This is a genomic window from Mesorhizobium sp. M0136 (genome assembly GCF_040322515.1).
Classification (GTDB): Bacteria; Pseudomonadota; Alphaproteobacteria; order Rhizobiales; family Rhizobiaceae; genus Mesorhizobium.
In genome coordinates, this window is the sequence record NZ_JAMYTP010000014.1 from 42,914 (window position 1) to 63,022 (window position 20,109).

20 protein-coding genes are annotated in these 20,109 nt (G+C 63.4%); 16 read left to right on the forward strand and 4 right to left on the reverse strand.

Annotated elements, in window-relative coordinates; genetic code table 11:
- The first annotated feature begins 27 nt into the window (after nt 1–27).
- On the forward strand, nt 28–2,211 hold the full coding sequence (locus NKJ35_RS18025) for a primosomal protein N' (RefSeq protein ID WP_352648915.1): 2,184 nt from the start codon (nt 28–30) through the stop codon (nt 2,209–2,211).
- A gap of 9 nt (nt 2,212–2,220) precedes the next feature.
- Here NKJ35_RS18025 and NKJ35_RS18030 read toward each other — a convergent pair whose 3' ends face one another.
- Nucleotides 2,221–2,586, reverse strand: coding sequence for a PIN domain-containing protein (locus NKJ35_RS18030; protein ID WP_352648917.1), 366 nt, complete (start codon nt 2,584–2,586; stop codon nt 2,221–2,223).
- 8 nt (nt 2,587–2,594) lie between these two features.
- Complete coding sequence (locus NKJ35_RS18035; protein ID WP_254820451.1) at nt 2,595–2,828, reverse strand: type II toxin-antitoxin system Phd/YefM family antitoxin; 234 nt, start codon at nt 2,826–2,828, stop codon at nt 2,595–2,597.
- A 184-nt stretch (nt 2,829–3,012) separates the two neighbouring features.
- Here NKJ35_RS18035 and NKJ35_RS18040 point away from each other — a divergent pair, with 184 nt between their 5' ends.
- The 7 genes from NKJ35_RS18040 to lepB all read left to right on the forward strand — a co-directional run bounded on the left by NKJ35_RS18040 (nt 3,013) and on the right by lepB (nt 9,874).
- Nucleotides 3,013–3,408 (forward strand): AGROH133_08824 family phage infection protein, encoded by a 396-nt coding sequence (locus tag NKJ35_RS18040; protein WP_352648919.1) that lies wholly within the window; start codon nt 3,013–3,015, stop codon nt 3,406–3,408.
- A gap of 246 nt (nt 3,409–3,654) precedes the next feature.
- Nucleotides 3,655–4,215 carry a F0F1 ATP synthase subunit delta gene (locus NKJ35_RS18045; RefSeq protein ID WP_352648921.1) on the forward strand — a complete coding sequence of 187 codons (561 nt, stop codon included), beginning with the start codon at nt 3,655–3,657 and terminating at the stop codon, nt 4,213–4,215.
- The gene (atpA, locus tag NKJ35_RS18050; RefSeq protein WP_352648923.1) at nt 4,215–5,744 is read left to right on the forward strand and encodes a F0F1 ATP synthase subunit alpha; all 1,530 of its coding nucleotides are present in this window, start codon (nt 4,215–4,217) and stop codon (nt 5,742–5,744) included. The genes NKJ35_RS18045 and atpA overlap by 1 nt, the downstream gene beginning before the upstream one ends.
- Nucleotides 5,745–5,772: 28 nt before the next feature.
- Nucleotides 5,773–6,657 carry a F0F1 ATP synthase subunit gamma gene (locus NKJ35_RS18055; RefSeq protein ID WP_254820454.1) on the forward strand — a complete coding sequence of 295 codons (885 nt, stop codon included), beginning with the start codon at nt 5,773–5,775 and terminating at the stop codon, nt 6,655–6,657.
- A gap of 67 nt (nt 6,658–6,724) precedes the next feature.
- Complete coding sequence (gene atpD, locus NKJ35_RS18060) at nt 6,725–8,290, forward strand: F0F1 ATP synthase subunit beta (RefSeq protein ID WP_352648926.1); 1,566 nt, start codon at nt 6,725–6,727, stop codon at nt 8,288–8,290.
- A gap of 114 nt (nt 8,291–8,404) precedes the next feature.
- Nucleotides 8,405–8,812 (forward strand): F0F1 ATP synthase subunit epsilon, encoded by a 408-nt coding sequence (locus NKJ35_RS18065; RefSeq protein WP_352648928.1) that lies wholly within the window; start codon nt 8,405–8,407, stop codon nt 8,810–8,812.
- Nucleotides 8,813–8,902: 90 nt separating this feature from the next.
- Complete coding sequence (gene lepB, locus NKJ35_RS18070; protein WP_502904650.1) at nt 8,903–9,874, forward strand: signal peptidase I; 972 nt, start codon at nt 8,903–8,905, stop codon at nt 9,872–9,874.
- 1 nt (nt 9,875) lies between these two features.
- Here lepB and uxuA read toward each other — a convergent pair whose 3' ends face one another.
- Complete coding sequence (uxuA, locus tag NKJ35_RS18075) at nt 9,876–11,054, reverse strand: mannonate dehydratase (RefSeq protein ID WP_352648930.1); 1,179 nt, start codon at nt 11,052–11,054, stop codon at nt 9,876–9,878.
- Complete coding sequence (locus NKJ35_RS18080; protein ID WP_352648932.1) at nt 11,051–12,529, reverse strand: mannitol dehydrogenase family protein; 1,479 nt, start codon at nt 12,527–12,529, stop codon at nt 11,051–11,053. The genes uxuA and NKJ35_RS18080 overlap by 4 nt, the downstream gene beginning before the upstream one ends.
- A gap of 177 nt (nt 12,530–12,706) precedes the next feature.
- Here NKJ35_RS18080 and uxaC point away from each other — a divergent pair, with 177 nt between their 5' ends.
- The 8 genes from uxaC to NKJ35_RS18120 all read left to right on the forward strand — a co-directional run bounded on the left by uxaC (nt 12,707) and on the right by NKJ35_RS18120 (nt 19,850).
- Nucleotides 12,707–14,116, forward strand: a complete 1,410-nt coding sequence (gene uxaC / locus NKJ35_RS18085) for a glucuronate isomerase (RefSeq protein ID WP_352648933.1) — start codon at nt 12,707–12,709, stop codon at nt 14,114–14,116.
- Nucleotides 14,117–14,156: 40 nt separating this feature from the next.
- Nucleotides 14,157–15,134, forward strand: coding sequence for a TRAP transporter substrate-binding protein (locus NKJ35_RS18090; RefSeq protein WP_352648934.1), 978 nt, complete (start codon nt 14,157–14,159; stop codon nt 15,132–15,134).
- 103 nt (nt 15,135–15,237) lie between these two features.
- Nucleotides 15,238–15,765 carry a TRAP transporter small permease gene (locus NKJ35_RS18095; RefSeq protein WP_352505148.1) on the forward strand — a complete coding sequence of 176 codons (528 nt, stop codon included), beginning with the start codon at nt 15,238–15,240 and terminating at the stop codon, nt 15,763–15,765.
- 4 nt (nt 15,766–15,769) lie between these two features.
- On the forward strand, nt 15,770–17,050 hold the full coding sequence (locus NKJ35_RS18100; protein ID WP_352648936.1) for a TRAP transporter large permease: 1,281 nt from the start codon (nt 15,770–15,772) through the stop codon (nt 17,048–17,050).
- 10 nt (nt 17,051–17,060) lie between these two features.
- Entirely contained in the window at nt 17,061–17,837 is a 777-nt protein-coding gene (locus tag NKJ35_RS18105; RefSeq protein WP_254820462.1) for a FadR/GntR family transcriptional regulator, read from the forward strand.
- Between the two features lie 28 nt (nt 17,838–17,865).
- A complete protein-coding gene (gene kduI, locus NKJ35_RS18110) occupies nt 17,866–18,723 on the forward strand; it encodes a 5-dehydro-4-deoxy-D-glucuronate isomerase (RefSeq protein WP_352504894.1) in 858 nt (285 codons plus the stop codon).
- The gene (gene kduD / locus NKJ35_RS18115; RefSeq protein ID WP_352648938.1) at nt 18,720–19,487 is read left to right on the forward strand and encodes a 2-dehydro-3-deoxy-D-gluconate 5-dehydrogenase KduD; all 768 of its coding nucleotides are present in this window, start codon (nt 18,720–18,722) and stop codon (nt 19,485–19,487) included. Before kduI ends, kduD begins: the two co-directional genes overlap by 4 nt.
- Before the next feature lie 24 nt (nt 19,488–19,511).
- Nucleotides 19,512–19,850: a cupin domain-containing protein gene (locus tag NKJ35_RS18120; protein WP_352479590.1), complete on the forward strand. Its 339-nt coding sequence runs from the start codon at nt 19,512–19,514 to the stop codon at nt 19,848–19,850.
- Nucleotides 19,851–20,109: the final 259 nt, after the last annotated feature.

Below are 20,109 nucleotides of genomic sequence, written 5' to 3' on the forward strand. Positions count from 1 at the left end.
ACCAAAGTCGGGGCAAGGTCACGCCTCATGATCGAAGATTCGCCCTTTGTCGCGGCCGCACCGGTGCTGGTGCCGATGCCCGCCGAGCGCCCCTACACCTATGCCGTGCCGGCTGGCATGCGCGTGGTGCCGGGCTCGATCGTGCGCGTTCCGCTTGGGCCCCGCCAGGTCGCCGGCATCGTCTGGGACGGCGTCGTCGAAAAGGTCGACGCGAAGAAATTGCGGCCGATCGAGCAGGTTTTCGACTGCCCGCCGATCGACCGCGCGATGCGGCGTTTTGTCGATTGGGTGGCGCAGTACACGCTGTCGCCGCCCGGCATGGTGGCGCGCATGCTGCTCAGGGCGCCAGAGGCGTTCGATCCGGAGCCGTGGATCGAAGGGCTGCAGCGCACCTTCGCCAGACCCGACCGGATGACGGAGGCGAGAACGCGCGTGCTGGAGACAGCCGAAGGCGGACTGGCCTGGACGCGGTCCGGCCTGGCGCATGCGGCAGGCGTGTCGTCGACGGTGGTGGACGGGCTGCGGGCGCAGGGCGTATTCGAGACGGTGATGATCCCGCCGCGGCCGGTAGTCGCAGCACCCGACCCGGGCTACACCCAGCCTTCACTGATGCCGGACCAGAGCGATGCCGCCGAGACGCTGCGCGCCAATGTCGCGACCGGCACATTCGGTGTCACCCTGCTCGACGGTGTAACCGGATCCGGCAAGACGGAGGTCTATTTCGAGGCGGTCGCGGCGGCGCTCGATCGTGGCAAGCAGGTGCTGATCCTGCTTCCGGAAATTGCGCTGACCCACGCTTTTCTCGAACGCTTCCAGGAGCGGTTCGGCGCCAAGCCGGCGGAGTGGCACTCGGACCTGCCGCCAAGAATGCGCGAAAAGGTCTGGCGACAGGTGGCGGAAGGCGGCGTGCGGGTCGTTGCCGGCGCGCGCTCGGCGCTGTTCCTGCCGTTCAGGGAGCTTGGACTGATCGTCGTCGACGAAGAGCACGATCCCGCCTACAAGCAGGAGGATCGCGTCTTCTACAACGCGCGCGACATGGCCGTGGTGCGCGGCCATATCGGGGGCTTCCCAGTCGTGCTCGCTTCGGCGACACCGTCGGTCGAAAGCCGGGTCAATGCCAGCCAGGGCCGCTACAGCAGGGCGGTGCTTTCGGCGCGCTTTGCCGAGGCGGCACTTCCCGATCTCAAGACGGTCGACATGCGCCGCGCGCCGCCGGCACGCGGCGGCTTCCTGTCGCCGGTGCTGCTCGGCCATATGCGGCAGACGCTGGAGAGAAAGGAACAGTCGCTGCTGTTCCTCAACAGGCGCGGCTATGCGCCGCTGACGCTCTGCCGGGTCTGCGGCCACCGCTTTGGCTGTCCGGTCTGCTCGGCTTGGCTGGTCGAGCATCGCTTTCGCGGCCAGCTCGTCTGCCACCACTGCGGGCACAATGAACGCCGGCCCGAAGCCTGCCCGGAATGCGGCACGCTCGACCATCTGGTCGCCTGCGGGCCGGGCGTCGAGCGCATCGCCGAGGAGGTCGTCGCGCATTTCCCCGATGCCCGGACCATCGTCTTGTCGTCCGACCTGATGGGCGGCGTGCGACGGCTGCGGCTCGAGCTTGAAGCCATCGCCAATGGCGAGGCCGACATCGTCATCGGCACGCAACTCGTCGCCAAGGGCCATAATTTCCCCAACATGACGCTGGTCGGTGTGGTCGATGCCGATCTCGGCCTTGCCAATGGTGACCCGCGCGCCGCCGAGCGCACCTTCCAACTGCTCAGCCAGGTGACCGGCCGCGCCGGCCGCACCGGCAAGAAGAGCCTCGGCCTGCTGCAGACCTTCCAGCCCGACCACCCGGTGATGCGCGCGATCGTCTCCGGCGATGCCGAGGCCTTCTACGAGCGCGAGATCGCCGAGCGTGAGCGGACGGGGCTGCCGCCCTTCGGCAGGCTCGCCGGCGTCATCGTCAGCGCGGCGACACGGGCCGAAGCTGAAGGGCACGCCCGTGGCCTGCGTCGCGCCGCGCCGCAAGCCACCGACCTGTTCGTGCTCGGCCCGGCCGAGGCGCCGCTGTCATTGATCGGCGGCCGCCATCGCTTTCGCCTGCTGATCCAGGGCGAGCGGCGCGCCGACATGCAAGGGTTCATTCGCACCATGCTGGCCGAGGGACCGAAGATAAGGGGCTCGGTGCGAGTCCAGGTCGACATCGACCCGCAGAGCTTCTTGTAAGCTGTCGAATTACCCTTTCGAGACGCCTTCGGTGAATGGGTTCAGGTAAGGCACGTCGAGAATCGCGAAATGCCGGGTGTTGGCCGTCAAAACTGACAGGCCGTGCAAACGGGCAGTAGCTGCGATCAGAACGTCCGCCAGACCCGGATTGGCGCCTCTGGCGATCGTGGCGTCCTCGAGTTTTCCGGCCTCTCGCACGATAGCTAAATCGATGGGAAGGATGCCTCGTTCCACCTCCAAGATAACTATCGACGAGAGCTGCCAAGAGCCGCGTTCTCTTTGTTCGGCAAGCCAGTTCTGCACGTGTGACGGAAGCAGAGGCCGACCAGGTGCAAATGCCGAGAGAAAAGACTTATCAAGCAGATAGCCGGTCAAAACTCCACTTACCGCGACGGCGATTCGTTTCGCTCAAGCTCGATGCCGCCTGGATACCGAAGCAGGAAATCCACGAAGTCTTTTTGGCTGTTCTGCGGATAAAGTTTCCGTCCCTCACCGATTGACACCACCATGACTGCGGGCTTGCCGTGCTTGGTGATAACCGTGGGCTCACCGTTCTCAGCAGCCTCCACGAGCGCGGAAAGGCTGGCCTTTGCCTCTCGTAGTTGCATCGTCTTCATGCGCGGAACCCCTTGTGGTCTCATGTAGTCGCAATATAGGAATTGTGCAGAAAAAAACAGCCCTCCTGTTAGCCCCGGTCGAGACAACGGTCGCGCCCTGCATATTGCCGACGGCCCATCTGGCGCATGTCAGTTGCTTCGCTAGAATGTCCGAAATTTCGACTATGCATTTACGAGGGACAAGATGGAATTTGCGTTTCCGTGGCCGATGAGCCAGGGCGAGTGGCTGGCATGGTCGAGCGCGGTCGCGACCTTGTTGCTCGGCCTATTGCTATTCCTGGCGCCACAGCTGGCATTCCGCATCCTGCGGCTGCAGGTCAAGCCGGAGAAGGCGGCGGCGATCGCCGAAGCTCGCGGCAGGATGTCGGGCTTCTATCTCGGCGTCAGCCTATGTTGCATTCTGCTGGCGCAACCATGGCTCTACATGGCGCTCGGCTTTTCCTGGCTGTTCACCGCCTTCGGCCGGCTGCTGTCGATGATGTCGGATGGCGCCAACACACCTTTCAACTGGGGTTCCATCGTCGTCGAACTGGTGCTGGCCGCCTTGCCGCTCGCCTTCGTCTTCGGCTTTTTGCCCTGAATCAGGGATCAATCCGGGGTTGGTTGCTGAACTCGGCCAGCGGATGCGACAATAGTGCCTGAAAACCATGCCGGACGACGCATTGCGGTCTGAAAATCCCTGTGCTAGACGGCAATCGACTTTCGACCGGGGATAGCGGAAGCCGCGCCTCCGTGCTTGGAAAAATGCAGTAAGGTCAAAGATTTAGCCAGAGTTTTTGCTCGCGCCAACAATCTGCGGCCTGTCAGAAAAGAGAAAAGACGGTCCGTGGCCCAATCGTCATCGCCAATCTCAGGTGTCGCAGAGCGCTATGCGGGTTCGCTGTTCGAACTCGCGCTGCAGGCCAATTCGGTCGCGAGCGTCGAGGCCGACCTCAACAGGTTCGAAGCCATGCTCGAAGGCAGCGCTGACCTTTCGCGGCTGATCAGGAGCCCGGTCTTCTCCAGCGAGGACCAGGCCAAGGCGATCGCCGCGATCGCCGACAAAGCAGGGATTGCCGGCCTCACCGGCAATTTCCTGCGCGTCGTTGCCCAGAATCGCCGGCTGTTTGCCGTGCCCGGCATGATCAAGGCGTTCCGCCAGATCGCCGCCGAACACCGTGGCGAGACCGCTGCCGAGGTCACCTCGGCGCATGCGCTGACGCCTGCCCAGGAAACCGAGCTGAAAGCGGCGCTGAAAAGCGTCGCCGGCAAGGACGTGGCGATCACGGTCACCGTCGATCCGTCGCTGCTCGGCGGACTGGTGGTCAAGATCGGCTCGCGCCAGATCGATACGTCGCTCAAAACCAAACTCAATTCGCTCAAGCTTGCACTGAAAGAGGTCGGCTGATGGACATCCGCGCCGCGGAAATTTCCGCAATTCTGAAAGACCAGATCAAGAATTTCGGCAAGGAGGCCGAGGTCTCCGAAGTCGGCCAGGTGCTGTCCGTCGGTGACGGTATCGCCCGCGTCTACGGTCTCGACAATGTCCAAGCCGGCGAGATGGTCGAGTTCCCCGGCGGCATCCGCGGCATGGCGCTCAACCTCGAAGCCGACAATGTCGGCGTCGTCATCTTCGGCGCCGACCGCGACATCAAGGAAGGCGACACCGTCAAGCGCACCGGCGCCATCGTCGATACGCCCGTCGGCATGGGCTTGCTCGGCCGCGTCGTCGACGCGCTCGGCAACCCGATCGACGGCAAAGGCCCGATCCAGGCCACCGAGCGCAAGCGCGTCGACGTCAAGGCGCCCGGCATCATCCCGCGCAAATCGGTGAACGAGCCAATGTCGACCGGCCTCAAGGCCATCGACGCGCTGATCCCGGTCGGCCGCGGCCAGCGCGAACTGGTCATCGGCGACCGCCAGACCGGCAAGACCGCGATCATCCTTGACACCATGCTCAACCAGAAATCGGTGCACGACCACGGCCCTGAGAAGGAAAAGCTGTACTGCGTCTATGTCGCCGTCGGCCAGAAGCGCTCGACGGTGGCGCAGTTCGTCAAGGTCCTGGAAGAGCGCGGCGCGCTCGACTATTCGATCATCATCGCCGCGACCGCCTCCGATCCGGCGCCGATGCAGTTCCTGGCGCCGTTCACCGCCTGCACCATGGGCGAATATTTCCGCGACAACGGCATGCACGCGCTGATCAGCTACGACGATCTGTCGAAGCAAGCCGTCGCCTATCGCCAGATGTCGCTGCTGCTGCGCCGTCCGCCGGGCCGCGAGGCCTATCCGGGTGACGTCTTCTACCTGCACTCGCGCCTGCTTGAGCGCGCCGCCAAGCTCAATGACGAAAATGGCGGCGGTTCGCTGACGGCGCTGCCGATCATCGAGACGCAGGCCAACGACGTTTCGGCCTACATCCCGACCAACGTCATCTCGATCACCGACGGCCAGATCTTCCTGGAAACCAATCTGTTCTTCCAGGGCGTCCGTCCGGCGGTCAATGTCGGCCTGTCGGTGTCGCGGGTCGGCTCCTCGGCGCAAATCAAGGCGATGAAGCAGGTTGCCGGATCGATCAAGGGCGAGCTTGCGCAGTACCGCGAAATGGCTGCTTTCGCGCAGTTCGGCTCCGACCTCGATGCCGCCACGCAACGCCTGCTCAACCGCGGCTCGCGCCTGACCGAGCTGCTGAAGCAGCCGCAATTCTCGCCGCTCAAAGTCGAGGAGCAGGTCGCGGTGATCTTCGCCGGCGTCAACGGCTATCTCGACAAGCTTGCGATCAACCAGGTCGGCAAGTTCGAGCATGGCCTGTTGTCGCATATGCGCTCGGCCGGCAAGGACGTGCTCGACGGCATCCGCAAGGAGAAGGCGCTGTCCGACGATCTGCGCGCCAGGCTGAAGGCAGAAATCGACGCCTTCGCCAAGACCTTTGCTTGAGCAGGACGGACGGGATCAGGTTTGAAGCATGCCTTCGTTAAAAGACCTTCGTAACCGTATCGCCTCGGTCAAGGCGACGCAGAAGATCACCAAGGCGATGCAGATGGTCGCCGCGGCGAAGCTGCGTCGCGCGCAGGAAGCGGCGGAAGCGGCGCGTCCCTATTCGGAGCGCATGGGCGCGGTGCTGGCCAACATCACCCAGGCGATCGGCGGCGGCGGCGATGCCCCGGCGCTGATGACCGGCACCGGCAAGGACGACGTGCATCTGCTTGTCGTCTGCACGGCCGAACGCGGTCTGTGCGGCGGTTTCAATTCGCAGATCGCCCGCTTTGCCCGCGACCATATCCGCAAGCTTCTGGCCGACGGCAAGCAGGTCAAGATCATCTGCGTCGGCAAGAAGGGGTTCGACATATTGCGCCGCGACTACGGGGCATTGATCATCGAGCGTGTCGATCTGCGCGAGGTCAAGACGCTGGGCTTCGTCAATGCCGATGCCATCGCCAAGAAGGTGATCCACCTGTTCAACGAAGGCGGCTTCGACATCTGCACGCTGTTCTATTCGCAGTTCAAGTCGGTGATCAGCCAGATCCCGACGGCGCAGCAAATTATCCCGGCGGGCGCGCCTTCGGCTGCCGCGGAAGTGAAGGATGGCGGCAGCGCCGTCTACGAATACGAGCCGGAGCCGGGCGAAATCCTCTCCGATCTCATCCCGCGCAACATTTCCGTGCAGGTTTTTCGCGCGCTGCTCGAGAATGCTGCCGGCGAGATGGGCGCCAAGATGAGCGCCATGGACAATGCGACGCGCAACGCCGGCGACATGATCAACAAATTGTCGATCACCTACAACCGCCAGCGGCAGGCGCAGATCACCAAGGAATTGATCGAAATCATTTCGGGCGCCGAGGCGCTCTAGGCACGCTCACAAGGAGGTCATCGACCTCAAGCGTGTGAGAAACAAAGAGACGAAAAGGGTAAAGACGATGGCGAAAGCAGCGACCCCGAAGACGGCAGCCCCTACGGCCGCGGCACCAGCAAAGGCTGCGGCAGCAACCAAGGCCGCTCCGGCCAAGAAGGCGGCAGCAACCAAGGCCGCCGCTGTGAATACGCCGGCCGCCAGCATCAAGAAAACCGGCCTGGCCGGCAAGGTTCGGCAGGTCATCGGCGCCGTTGTCGACGTCCAGTTCGGCGAACATCTGCCGGCGATCCTGAACGCGCTTGAGACGATCAACGTCGGCAATCGCCTGGTGCTCGAGGTTGCCCAGCATCTGGGCGAGAACACCGTGCGCTGCATCGCCATGGACTCGACCGAAGGGCTGGTCCGCGGCCAGGACGTCTATGACACCGGTGCACCGATTACCGTGCCGGTCGGCCCGGGCATGCTCGGCCGCATCATTAACGTCATCGGCGAGCCGGTCGACGAGGCAGGCCCAGTCGACGGCATCGAGATGCGCTCGATCCACCAGCCGGCGCCGACCTATGTCGAGCAGTCGACGGAAGCGCAGATCCTGGTCACCGGCATCAAGGTGCTCGACCTGCTGGCCCCCTATGCCCGCGGCGGCAAGATCGGCCTGTTCGGCGGCGCCGGCGTGGGCAAGACGGTGCTGATCCAGGAACTGATCAACAACGTCGCCAAGGCGCATGGCGGCTTCTCGGTGTTCGCCGGCGTCGGCGAGCGCACCCGCGAAGGCAACGACCTCTATCACGAGTTCATCGAGTCCGGCGTCAACAAGAAGGGCGGCGGCGAAGGATCCAAGGCGGCGCTCGTCTATGGCCAGATGAACGAGCCGCCGGGCGCCCGCGCCCGCGTCGGCCTGACCGGCTTGACGGTTGCCGAATATTTCCGCGACCAGGGCCAGGACGTGCTGTTCTTCGTCGACAACATCTTCCGCTTCACGCAGGCGGGTTCGGAAGTGTCGGCGCTGCTAGGCCGCATTCCTTCGGCCGTGGGCTACCAGCCGACGCTGGCCACCGACATGGGCGCGCTGCAGGAGCGTATTACCACGACGACCAAGGGCTCGATCACCTCGGTGCAGGCGATCTATGTGCCGGCCGACGACCTGACCGACCCGGCACCGGCGACCTCGTTCGCCCACCTCGACGCGACGACCGTGCTCAACCGCGCGATTTCGGAAAAGGGCATCTATCCCGCCGTCGATCCGCTCGATTCGACCTCGCGCATGCTCGACCCGATGGTCGTCGGCGAAGAGCATTACCAGGTCGCCCGCCAGGTGCAGTCGATTCTTCAGCGCTACAAGTCGCTGCAGGATATCATCGCCATCCTGGGCATGGACGAGCTGTCGGAAGAGGACAAGCAGACGGTTGCCCGCGCCCGCAAGATCGAGCGCTTCCTGTCGCAGCCCTTCTTCGTCGCCGAAGTGTTCACCGGCGCACCGGGCAAGCTGGTCGACCTCGCCGACACCATCAAGGGCTTCAAGGGCCTTTGCAACGGCGACTACGACCATCTGCCGGAGGCGGCCTTCTACATGGTCGGCGGCATCGAGGAAGCGGTCGAGAAGGCACAGCGCCTGGCCGCCGAAGCGGCTTAATTTAGGGAATAGGGAGTAGTCAGTAGTGGTTAGGAAATAGCAGTTGCGTGATGTGGGCCGGTTAGGGCCAGTTGCTACTGCCTAGTTTCCTATTCCCTACTCGCTAAATTGATCATGCCTGAAGCTTTCAAATTCGAACTGGTCTCGCCGGAGCGCCTCTTGGTTTCCGAGCAAGTCGAATCCGTCGTCATCCCGGGCGCCGAAGGCGAGATGACTGTCATGGCGCATCACGCCCCGGTCATGACCACAATCAAGCCGGGCGTCGTTACGCTGAAGACCGCGCAAGGCAAGGAAGAGCGCTATGTGGTGTTCGGCGGCTTTGCCGACATCGTTCCGGCCGGCTGCACGCTGCTGGCGGAATCGGCTGTGGCCGTCGGCGACATCGACCGCGCCGACCTTGCCCGCCGCATCCAAGAGGCCAGGGAAGACGCCGCCGACGCCAAGGACGATCAGACCCGCAGCAAGGCCGAGCAGTTCCTTAGCCAACTCACCACGCTCGAAGGCGCCATCCTGCCGGCTTGAGGTTCGCTCAAATGACCGACTGAAAAAGCGGGGTTGCCCCGCTTTTTTGTTTGGTGGACAGTCTGGCTGCCTGGGCATTGAGGGGTGGCCGTGACGGAAGAAACAGCGCAACGGGAGACAGCTTCGCGATCCCTGTGGTCGACGGCCTTGGTGTCAGCCTTTGGCGGTCCGTTCGGCGGCTTTCTGTGGATCGGCAGCGGCAAACTGGCCGTCGTCAGCCTGGTGGTGATCAGCGTCGTCGTTTTCGCGCTTATTTACATCGGCTTTCCGGTATTGCCTGGCGTCAATCTTGGTTGGTGGGCCAATTTTTCAGGGATCGGTTTGATGGCCCTGTGGGCAGCGATCGTTGTTCCCTTCGCACACCGGTTCAAGCCGGACAGATGGTACGCGCACGGGCTTTCGGTGCTGGTGCTCGTCTTTCTGACCTCGTATCCGGCTGCATTCGCAATACGCGCGTTCCTATTCCAGCCGTTCTCCATGCCGTCCAGCAGCATGGTTCCAACGCTGGCGGACGGGGATCATTTCTTCGTTTCCAAATTCGCCTACGGCTACAGCCGCTATAGCGTCCCGTTTGGACTGCTGCCTGTTGACGGCCGGATATTCGGCGCCGAGCCAAGGCGAGGAGATATTATGGTGTTCAGGCTGCCATCTGAACCGGACATAGACTACGTCAAGAGAGTCATCGGCTTGCCCGGCGATAGGATTCAGATGGTCGGCGGGGTGCTCCACATCAATGGCGTGCCAGTGAAGCTAGAGGATGTCGGTGACTATTCCTCCGGCGAAGTACAGTCGGCCAAGCTCCAGCGGGAGACACTGGCGGAGGGCATTTCTTATTCGGTAATCGACTTAGGCAACTCGATCGGCGACGACACACGCGAGTTTGTGGTGCCTACGGCAGAGTATTTCACATTGGGGGACAATCGCGACAACTCCAACGATAGCCGCTTCCTGGTGGGTTTTGTCCCCTATGAAAATCTGGTCGGCAAGGCCGTGCGGCTGTTCTGGAATTCCAAGGGCGTCGACTATTCTTCCCGACAAATATTGGATCCTTCAGGCAAATAGCTCAAACTGTCAGCGACTCCACAGCACGCATGACGCCGCGCAGTTCGGCGAGGCCCTTCAGGCGGCCGATGCAGGAATAGCCGGGGTTCACCTTCTTGCCGATGTCGTCGACTATGGCGTGACCATGATCGGGACGCATCGGGACCTGCCAATCCGCCCTGCCTGCCGCCTTGCGCCGCCGCTCTTCGCCAATCAGCGCCGACACGACGGCCACCATATCGGTGTCGCCGTCGAGGTGCTCGGCTTCGTGGAAGGAGCCGTCGGGCTCCTTGGTGACATTGCGCAGATGGGCGAAATGGATGTTTTCGGCGAAAGCCCTGGCCATTGCCGACAGATCGTTCTGCGCGCCCGCGCCATAGGAGCCGGTGCACAGTGTCAGCCCGTTGGCCGGCGAAGCGACGGCGTCGAGCAGCGCGCGGGCATCATTGGCGTTGGAAACGATGCGCGGCAGGCCGAACAGCGAAAAAGGTGGATCGTCGGGATGGATCGCCATCCTTACGCCGGCCTCTTCGGCCACCGGCACGATCTCGCGCAGGAAGGCAAACAGGTTTTCGCGCAGGCCTTCGGTGGAGACGTCCTTGTAGAGGTCGAGGGCGCGGCGGAAGCTTGTCCGATCGAAGATGAATTCGCGCGCCGGGACCCAGCCGATCAGGTTGCGCTCCAGCCTTGCCTTGTCGCTGTCGCTCATTCCTTGCAGTCGCACACGCGCGGCCTCGACGCGGGCCGGCGGGTGATCGGCCTCCGCCCCTTCTCGCTCAAGGATGAAGACGTCATAGGCGCAGAGCTCGACGACATCGAAGCGCAGCGCCGTGCCGCCATGCGGCATGGGATAATCGAGGTCTGTGCGCGTCCAGTCGGTGATCGCCATGAAATTATAGCAGACGGTATTGATCCCGGCGGCGGCGACGGAGCGGACCGACGCCTTGTAATTGTCGATCAGGGTGCGCCAGTTGCCGCTGCGGGTCTTGATGTCCTCATGGACGACAATGCTTTCGACCACATCCCAGGTCAGGCCCGCTGCCTCGATGTCGGCCTTGCGCCTGGCGATCTCGTCCGCCGGCCAGGCGCGGCCGTCATTGAGGTGATGCAGCGCGCTGACGATGCCGACGGCGCCGGCTTGACGGACATGGGCAAGCGTCACCGGATCGTCTGGCCCGAACCAGCGCCAGGTTTGTCTCATGGCTTCTCACTCCCTATGCCAAGCGCCACGAAGGCAGCGGCAGGTCCGCCCCGCCGCAGGCGCTCGAGATGGGCTGCCGTCAGATCGATCAGTGTCATGCGGTGGGAATGGTCTTTGGCGAAGCCGGCGAGATCGAATATCGCTGTCACCGTTTCATCAGCCGGCCGGCTGCCGAGCGCCGTGAGCGGAGTGTCGATCGGGTCGGTAAAATGGGCTTCCGGCAAGGTTTTGCCGCGCGCCTCGCAAGCGGCGATCCAGGCCGCCACCACCAACATGAGATGCGCGGGCGGGTCACCGGCGCTCAGTCGATCGAGGGCCGAGGCGACTATGCGCTGCGGCAGCTTCTGGCTGCCGTCATTGGCGATCTGCGCCGTGCGATGGGCGAGCGCGGTGTTCGAATAGCGTTCGGCGAGCTGGGCCGTGTAGCCGGCCGTATCGAGCCCGGCGTCCTGCGGCAGTGTCGGGATGGCCTCGGCCCATAGTCCGTCGACGAATTGCCGGATCGCCTGATTGGCAAAGGCGCGGTCGACCGTGTCGTAGCCGCTGAGCAGGCCGAGATAGGCGATTGCCGAATGCGAACCGTTGAGCAGCCGCAGCTTCATGTCCTCGAAGGGCCCGACGTCGCCGACCATGGTGACGCCGAACTTTTCCCAGACCGGCCTGCCTGCCGGGAAATCATCCTCGACCACCCACTGGCAGAACGGCTCGGTCATCACCGGCCAGGCATCCTCGATGCCGAGCTCGACGGCGATACGCGCCCGGTCGGTATCGGTGGTCGCCGGCACGATGCGGTCGACCATGCTCGACGGGAAGGCGACGCCGTCGGCGATGTGCCCGGCAAGGCCGGGATCGCGCAGTGCTGCGAATTCGACCAGCAGGCGGTGCAGCGTAGCGCCATTGGCCGGAAGGTTGTCGCAGCAGAGCACGGTGAAAGGCTTGATGCCGGCGAAACGGCGGCGCGACAGCGCTTCGGTGAGAAAACCGTGCGCCGTCCGTGGCATTTGCGGGTTAGCCAAATCATGGACGATGTCCGGATGGGTGCTGTCCAGACCGCCGCCGGCTGCTCTCAGATAAGCCTTTTCGGTGATCGTGAGCGTGACGATGCGGGTGCGCTGATCTGTCAGAGCGGCGAGCACCGCAGCCGGATCTTCCGGCGCCACCAGCAGCGACAGGATCGAACCGATGACGCGCAGCTCTTCGCCGATGCTGCTCCTGATCGCCAGCGTGTAGAGGCCATCCTGCTGCATCAGTGCGTCGCGCGTGTCTGGACTGCGCAAGGACACGCCGACAATGCCCCAGTCCGCCTCTCCCGCCGCCTGGCAGTCGTCGACATAGGCCGCCTGATGGGCGCGATGGAACGCACCGACGCCGAGATGGACGATGCCCGGTGCGACGCCGCCGCGGGCGTAGCGTGGAACCGCGACCGAAGCCGGCAGTGCCTTCAGCGTACTGTTGGAAAGGCGTCTATTGGTCATTGCGCCCACGTGTCTGATCGAGATTGTTGGGTCCCTGCTGGCAGGCGGCGTAACACCCGATGCCGTCACGCACAATGGGCAATGGCCGACGAAAAGTCATCATACAACAACCCAGTTTTTTGTATGTTGACATTATTTCTTTCCAACCCTACCGATGTCCGGGTTGGGAGGATTTACGTGGCCGCATTGACGGATCCGGACTTGCTGTTTGCCGCCGAGGCGCGCCCGCTTTCGCTGGCCCGCGATCTCTACGCCGCGGTCAAGGATCTGCCGATCGTCAGCCCGCACGGCCACACCGATCCGCGCTGGTATGCGCTCAACGAGGCGTTTCCCGATCCGGCGCAATTGCTGATCGTGCCGGACCACTACATTTTCCGCATGCTGTTCAGCCAGGGCGTTCGGCTTGAGGAGCTTGGGGTGCCGACGCTTGACGGCTCGCCGGTGGAGACCGACGGCAGAACGATCTGGCGGCGCTTCGCCAAGCATTATTACCTGTTTCGGGGTACGCCGACCCGGCTGTGGTTCGACCATGTGCTCGCCCATCTGTTCGGCATCGACGAGCCGCTGAATGCCAAGACAGCCGACCGCCACTACGACACGATCGCGACGCTGCTGCAGCGTGAAGACTATCGCCCTCGGGCGCTGTTCGAGCGCTTCAACATCGAGGTCATCGCGACGACCGAAGGTGCGCTCGACGATCTCAGATGGCACCAGATGATCCGCGACAGTGGCTGGGAGGGCCGCGTCGTTACCGCCTATCGGCCGGATGCGGTCGTCGATCCCGATTTCGAAGGTTTTTCAGCCAATCTCGACCGGCTTGGCGACATCACCGGCTGCGACACCGGCAATTGGGCCGGCTATCTCGATGCGCATCGCCAGCGGCGCGCCCTCTTCAAGAGTTTCGGTGCGACGTCCTCCGATCACGGCCATCCGACGGCCGACACCGCCAATCTTTCGGATGCCGCCGCCGCGGAGCTGTTCAACCGTATCCGCCGGGGCTCGGACGACGAGCGCGAGCGAAAATTGTTTCGCGCCCAGATGCTGACCGAGATGGCCAAGATGAGCCGCGACGACGGGCTGGTCCTGCAGATCCATCCCGGCTCATGGCGCAATCATTCGCCTTCTATCTTTCAGAAGTTCGGCAGGGACAAAGGCTTCGACATCCCGACCCGAACCGATTATGTGACGGCGCTGAAGCCGCTGCTCGACTGCGTCGGGCTGGAGCGCGACCTCACCGTCATCCTCTTCACCCTCGACGAGACCAGCTATGCGCGCGAGCTGGCGCCGCTCGCCGGCGTCTACCCGGCATTGAAGCTCGGGCCGGCTTGGTGGTTCCACGACAGCCCCGAAGGCATACGCAGGTTCCGTGAGATGACCTCCGAAACCGCCGGTTTCTACAACACCGTCGGTTTCAACGACGACACCCGCGCCTTTCCATCCATACCGGCTCGCCATGATGTGGCGCGCCGGGTCGATTGCGCTTTTCTGGCGCGTCTCGTCACCGAGCATCGGCTCGGCGAAGACGAGGCGCACGAGCTGGCGCAGGAACTTGCCTATACGCTCGCGAAAAAGGCGTACCGGCTCTAACGGCGCTTGCCGCCATCGTTTCAAAAACGGGAGGAAACCAATGCTGCATTTTTCTAGACTGGCGGGAGCTACGCTAGTAGCCGCCGCACTGCTGGCCGGATCGGCAAGCGCCCAGACGGTCCTGCGCTCGTCCGACACCCACCCGGATGGCTATCCGACGGTCGAGGCGGTCAAATATTTCGGCGAGCTGGTGAAGGAGCGCACCGCCGGCCGTTATGTGGTCGAGATCTATCCTTCCGCGCAACTTGGCGAGGAAAAGGACACGATCGAGCAGGTGCGCACCGGCGTGATCGATCTCAACCGTGTTTCGATGGCGCCGTTCAACGGGCTCATCCCCGAGACCACCGTGCCCTCGCTGCCCTACATCTTCCATTCGGAAGAGCATATGCACAAAGTCATGGACGGGGCGATCGGCGACCAGATCGCGGCGGCGTTCGATCAGGTCGGGCTGGTGCTGCTCGCCTTTTATGACGGCGGTGCGCGCTCCTTCTACAATTCGAAGAAGCCGATCAACACTGTAGCCGATATGGCCGGCATGAAGTTCCGCGTCATCCAGTCCGACATCTTCGTCGACATGGTGGCGGCACTCGGCGCCAACGCGACACCGATGCCTTATGGCGAAGTATATTCGGCGATCGAGACCGGGGTCATCGACGGCGCGGAGAATAATTTTCCGAGCTACGACACTGCCAAGCACGCGGAAGTCGCCAAGTATTATTCGCTCGACGAGCACACGATGGTGCCGGAAGCCTTCGTCATGGCGAAGTCGAGCTGGGACAAGCTGGCGCCGGAAGACCAGGCGATCTTCAAGGCGGCCGCCAAACAAAGCGTCGCCAAGCAGCGCGAGCTGTGGACCGCCAAGGTCAAGGAATCGCGCGCCAAGGTCGAGGCAGCAGGTTCGCAGATCACGACGCCGGACAAGCAGCCCTTCATCGACGCGATGGGGCCGGTCTACGAGAAGCACGTCAAGGACGACAAGCTGAAGGCCATGGTCGAAGCCATCAGGGCCGTGCAGTGATCAAGCGGCGGCGCGGACATTCCGCGCCGCCATCCTCTTGCGGAGAAAACCGGTGACTTCCAGCCCAAAACCAAGACCGCTTCTGTCCGGCGTCGCGCAAGTGATGTCGCGCGTCAGCACGGCGGCGCTGTCGATCGCCGGCATCGGGCTGGTGCTGATGACCGCCTTCGTCGCATGGCAGGTGTTCGGCCGCTATGTTCTGAACCGCTCGCCGAGCTGGACCGAGCCGGGCTCGGTGATGCTGATGAGCTGGTTCATTTTCCTCGGCGCCGCCGTCGGTGTGCGCGAGAACTACCATCTTGGCTTCGACGTCCTGCTCTACGTGCTGCCGAAAGGCGGCAAGCGTTGGCTGCGGATGATTTCGGACCTCGTCGCGCTCGCCTTCGGCATCGGCATGATCTGGTATGGCAGCCAGCTGGTCGCATTGACCTGGGGCTCTACCTTGCCGTCACTCGGCATATCGGGGGGCTGGGATTACGTCCCGCTTGTCGCGGGAGGAGCGCTCATCGTGCTCTTCACGCTGGAGCGCATCGTGCTTCGCCTCTCCGGCGCACCGATCGACGATACCCTCGATGAACTGCCGCCGGCCGAAGTCGCGGCCGAACTCGACACCGCGAACGTGAAGGTCTGACGCCATGGAACTGTGGATTCTGTTCGGCGTCTTCACCCTGCTGATGCTTATCGGCACGCCGATCGCTTTCTGCCTCGGCGTCGCAAGCCTTGCCACCGTCCTCTATATGGGTCTGCCGCCGCTCATCGTATTCCAGCGACTGAATTCCGGCATGAGCGTCTTTTCGCTGCTGGCCATTCCGTTTTTCATCTACGCCGGCGACTTGATGGTGCGCGGCGGCATCGCCAGCAAGATCGTTGCCTTCGCCGGCTCGCTCGTCGGTCATTTGCGCGGCGGCCTCGGGCAGGTCAACATCGCCACCGCCACACTGTTCGGCGGCATTTCGGGCTCCGCGGTGGCGGAGGCAGCGGCGGTAGGCGGCCTGATGATCCCGCAGATGAAGGCGCGCGGCTATGGAGCGGACTACGCCGTCAACGTCACGTCGATGGCGGCGCTGATCGCGCTGCTGCTGCCGCCGTCGCACAACATGATCATCTATTCGATCTCGGCAGGCGGAAAGATCTCCATCGCCGATCTGTTCACGGCCGGCATCATCCCAGGCCTGCTACTGGCCCTGTCACTGATGATCACCGCCTATTTCGTGGCGCGCTCCCGCGGCTACCCGACCGAGCCGTTTCCGGGCTTCACCGCCGTTGCGCATCTCTTCGCCGTCGCGGTGCCCGGCCTGCTGCTGATCGCGATCATCTTCGGCGGCGTACGATCGGGCGTGTTCACGGCTACCGAGAGTTCCTGTATCGCCGTCATCTATGCGTTGTTCGTAACCGTCTTCGTTTACCGGCAGATGACCTGGGAAGGTTTCGTTCATGCCACCTACGGCGCCGTGCGCACCACGGCCATGGTGCTGCTCATCATCGGCATGGCGGCGGCGTTCTCCTGGTTGATGGCCTTCCTGAAAGTGCCGGCAGCGCTCATCGCCTCCATGAACGCGATCTCGGACGATCCGCTGGTCGTGCTTCTCCTGCTCAACCTCCTGATGCTGTTCCTCGGCACCTTCATGGACATGGGGCCGACCATCATCATTTGCACGCCGATCTTCCTGCCCGTGGCGCAGGCCTACGGCGTCGATCCGGTGCATTTCGGCGTCATCATGATCCTCAATTTCGGCATCGGGCTGAACACGCCGCCGGTGGGCGCGGTGCAGTTCGTGGCGTGCGCAGTGGGCAAGATATCCGTCTGGGAATCGATGCGCTCGATCTGGCCGTTCTATGGCGCAGGCCTCGTGGTGCTGGCGCTCGTCACTTACATTCCGGCCATTTCGCTGTGGCTGCCGAGCGTCTTCAAATAGGAGGTGCGACATGGCCTCGGACACCGCAGCCGGCCTCCGCGTCGAACGAAGACCGAAACTTTCGGAAACCGTCGTTGCGGCGATCCGCAAGCAACTGCAGGCGGGCGAGATCCAGCCAGGGCAGAAGCTGCCGACCGAGGGCCAGTTGACCGAGACTTTCGGGGTCAGCCGCACGGTGATACGCGAAGCGCTGGCCAAACTTGCCGCGGACGGCCTGGTCGAGCCGCGCCAAGGCGCCGGGGTCTTCGTCACCGAGCATATCTCGACAGCATTCGGTGCTCTTGCGGCGGAGATGGGCAGCAAGGATTCGATCGCCCTCAACGTGCTCGAAGTCAGGTTGGCGATCGAGATCGAATCCGCCGGGCTCGCTGCCATCCGCCGCAACGCCGCGCAGGAAGCGGCGATCCAGGAAGCCTTCTTCGAATTCGAACGGCTGCTCCTCAACAGCGAGCCGACGGGACCGGCCGACCTTGCTTTCCACCGCGCAATCGCCAGCGCCACCAACAATCCGTTCTATGTCGAGATGCTCGACGTGCTCGGCCGGCGCGCCATTCCTTGCGACGTGACCTCGCCATGGTCGACCGAGATCGCCCAATCGGACGCCTACCAGCGCGGCCTGCAACGTGAGCATCTGGTGATCCTCAAGGCCATCTCGGCAGGCGATGCGGAGGCGGCCCGGGAGGCGATGCGCGCGCATCTGGGTGCCAGCCAGCAGCGCTATCGCGAGCGCCTGCACGCGCGCCAGGTTTTTTATGCCGACTCGGTCAAGGCCGCGGGAACTGAATAAGCAATTGAGGCAGCCCCATGGGACAGCAATGAATCACACTGACAATCATACGGATTTCACCTCCCGCTTCGCCATCGATCCTGTTTCTGCCGCTGCCATGGGAACGGACGAGCTGCGACACAATTTCCTGATCGAGGACTTGTTCCGGCCCGGCCGCATCGGCCTGACCTACACCCACTACGACCGCATGATCGTCGGCGGCGCCATGCCCGCCGGTACACCGCTGCCGCTGCAGGCGATCAAACCGACCGGGACCAAGAATTTTCTCGACCGCCGTGAGATGATCATCGTCAACATCGCCGGTGCCGGTATCGTGAAAGCCGGCGGTCAATCCTACGAGCTGCAGGCGCGCGACATGCTCTATCTCGGCATGGGCACGGATGAGGTATCGTTCGCTGCGACCAATCCGGCAGCGCCGGCTAAATTCTACCTGCTCAGCGCGCCGGCGCATCAGGGCCATCCCAACCGGCTGATCCGCATCGGCGATGCCAAGCGGCTCGATCTCGGCAGCCAGGCGACCTCCAACGAGCGCTCGATCTTCCAGTTCATCCATGCCGATGGGGTAAAGACCTGTCAGCTTGTCGTCGGCATGACGCAGCTTGCCTCCGGTTCGGTCTGGAACACCATGCCATGCCATGTGCATGACCGGCGGATGGAAGCCTATCTCTATTTCGATCTGCCGGAGGCGGCGCGGGTGTTTCATTTCATGGGCGAGCCGGACGAAACGCGCCATCTCGTCATGCGAAACGAGGAGGCGGTGCTGTCGCCGGGATGGTCGATCCATTCGGGCGCCGGCACCTCGAACTACGCCTTCATCTGGGCGATGGCCGGCGACAATGTCGACTATACCGACGTTGACTTGGTAATGATGGAGGAGCTCAGGTGAGCGATCTCTCTGCGTTCAGCCTTGCCGGCAAGCGCATCCTCGTTACCGGCGCCAATACCGGCATCGGCCAGGGCATCGCCGTGTCGATCGCGCGCGCCGGTGGCGCGGTGGTCGGCGTTGGCCGGTCGGCGATGGACGAGACGGCGGAGAAGATTGCGGCGGCCGGCGGCCGCTTCGAGGCAGTCCGCTGCGACCTTGGCGACGATGCCGCTGCCCAGGCGATGCTCGACCGCGTCTGGGATGATACGGGGCCGCTCGACGGCTTGGTCAACAATGCCGGCATCATCCGGCGTGCCGATGCGGTCGACTTGACCAAAGCCGACTGGGACGACGTCATCGGCGTCAATCTCAAGACGGTGTTCTTCCTCAGCCAGCGCTTTGCCAGGCGTGTCCTTGCCGAGCCGGGGCGGCGCGGCAAGATCGTCAACATCGCCTCGGTGCTGAGTTTCCAGGGCGGCATCCGCGTTGCCTCCTACACCGCCTCCAAACATGGCGTGCTCGGCATCACCCGGCTGCTTGCCTGCGAATGGGCGGCAAAGGGCATCAATGTCAACGGCATTGCGCCGGGCTATATCGAGACCAACAATACCGAGGCGCTGCGCGCCGATCCCGACCGCAGCGCGTCGATCCTGGCGCGCATTCCGGCCGGGCGCTGGGGCGCGCCGGAAGACATCGGCGACGCAGCCGTCTTCCTGCTGGCGCCGGCGTCGAACTATATGCATGGCGCGGTGATGCCGGTGGACGGCGGCTGGCTGGCGCGATGAACAACCAAAGATGAGAGTTTGGCGATGACCGGAACCAAAATCTTCTCGCATGCCGGTGAGGGCGCATGGACGCCGACGCCGGATGGCAACCGCAGGCGCGTGCTCCTGCACACGGACGAGCTGATGATGGTCGAGTTTGGTTTCGACAAGGGTGGCGTCGGCGCGCTGCACTCGCACCCGCACGTCCAGGCGAGCTACGTCGCTGAAGGGCGCTTCGAGGTCACCATCGACGGCAGGACCGAGATCCTGGGAGCCGGAAGCAGCTTCATCGTTCCTTCCAACCTTGTCCATGGCGTCAAGGCGCTGCAGGCGGGACGACTGGTCGACAGCTTTACGCCGCACCGCGCCGATTTCCTCGACTGAGCTGTGGGCCCGAAGATCGGGCAACCGGTTCTCAGAACGAAAAAACCCGCGCCTCCGGAGAGACGCGGGCGTGTTGCCTGGGCGCTTGTGGCGCCGCGGTACTCAAAACATCACCGCAGAACCTGAACCTGCCGAATGATGGTGAAGATAGGATTAACCGCTCCGAGGCGGTGCGATATTCACAGCCAAAGCGAATAGGGGCTGGAACGACGGCCTGATATCGGCCAATGAGAGAGAAGTTCGCCTCGGGCGGTGCCGC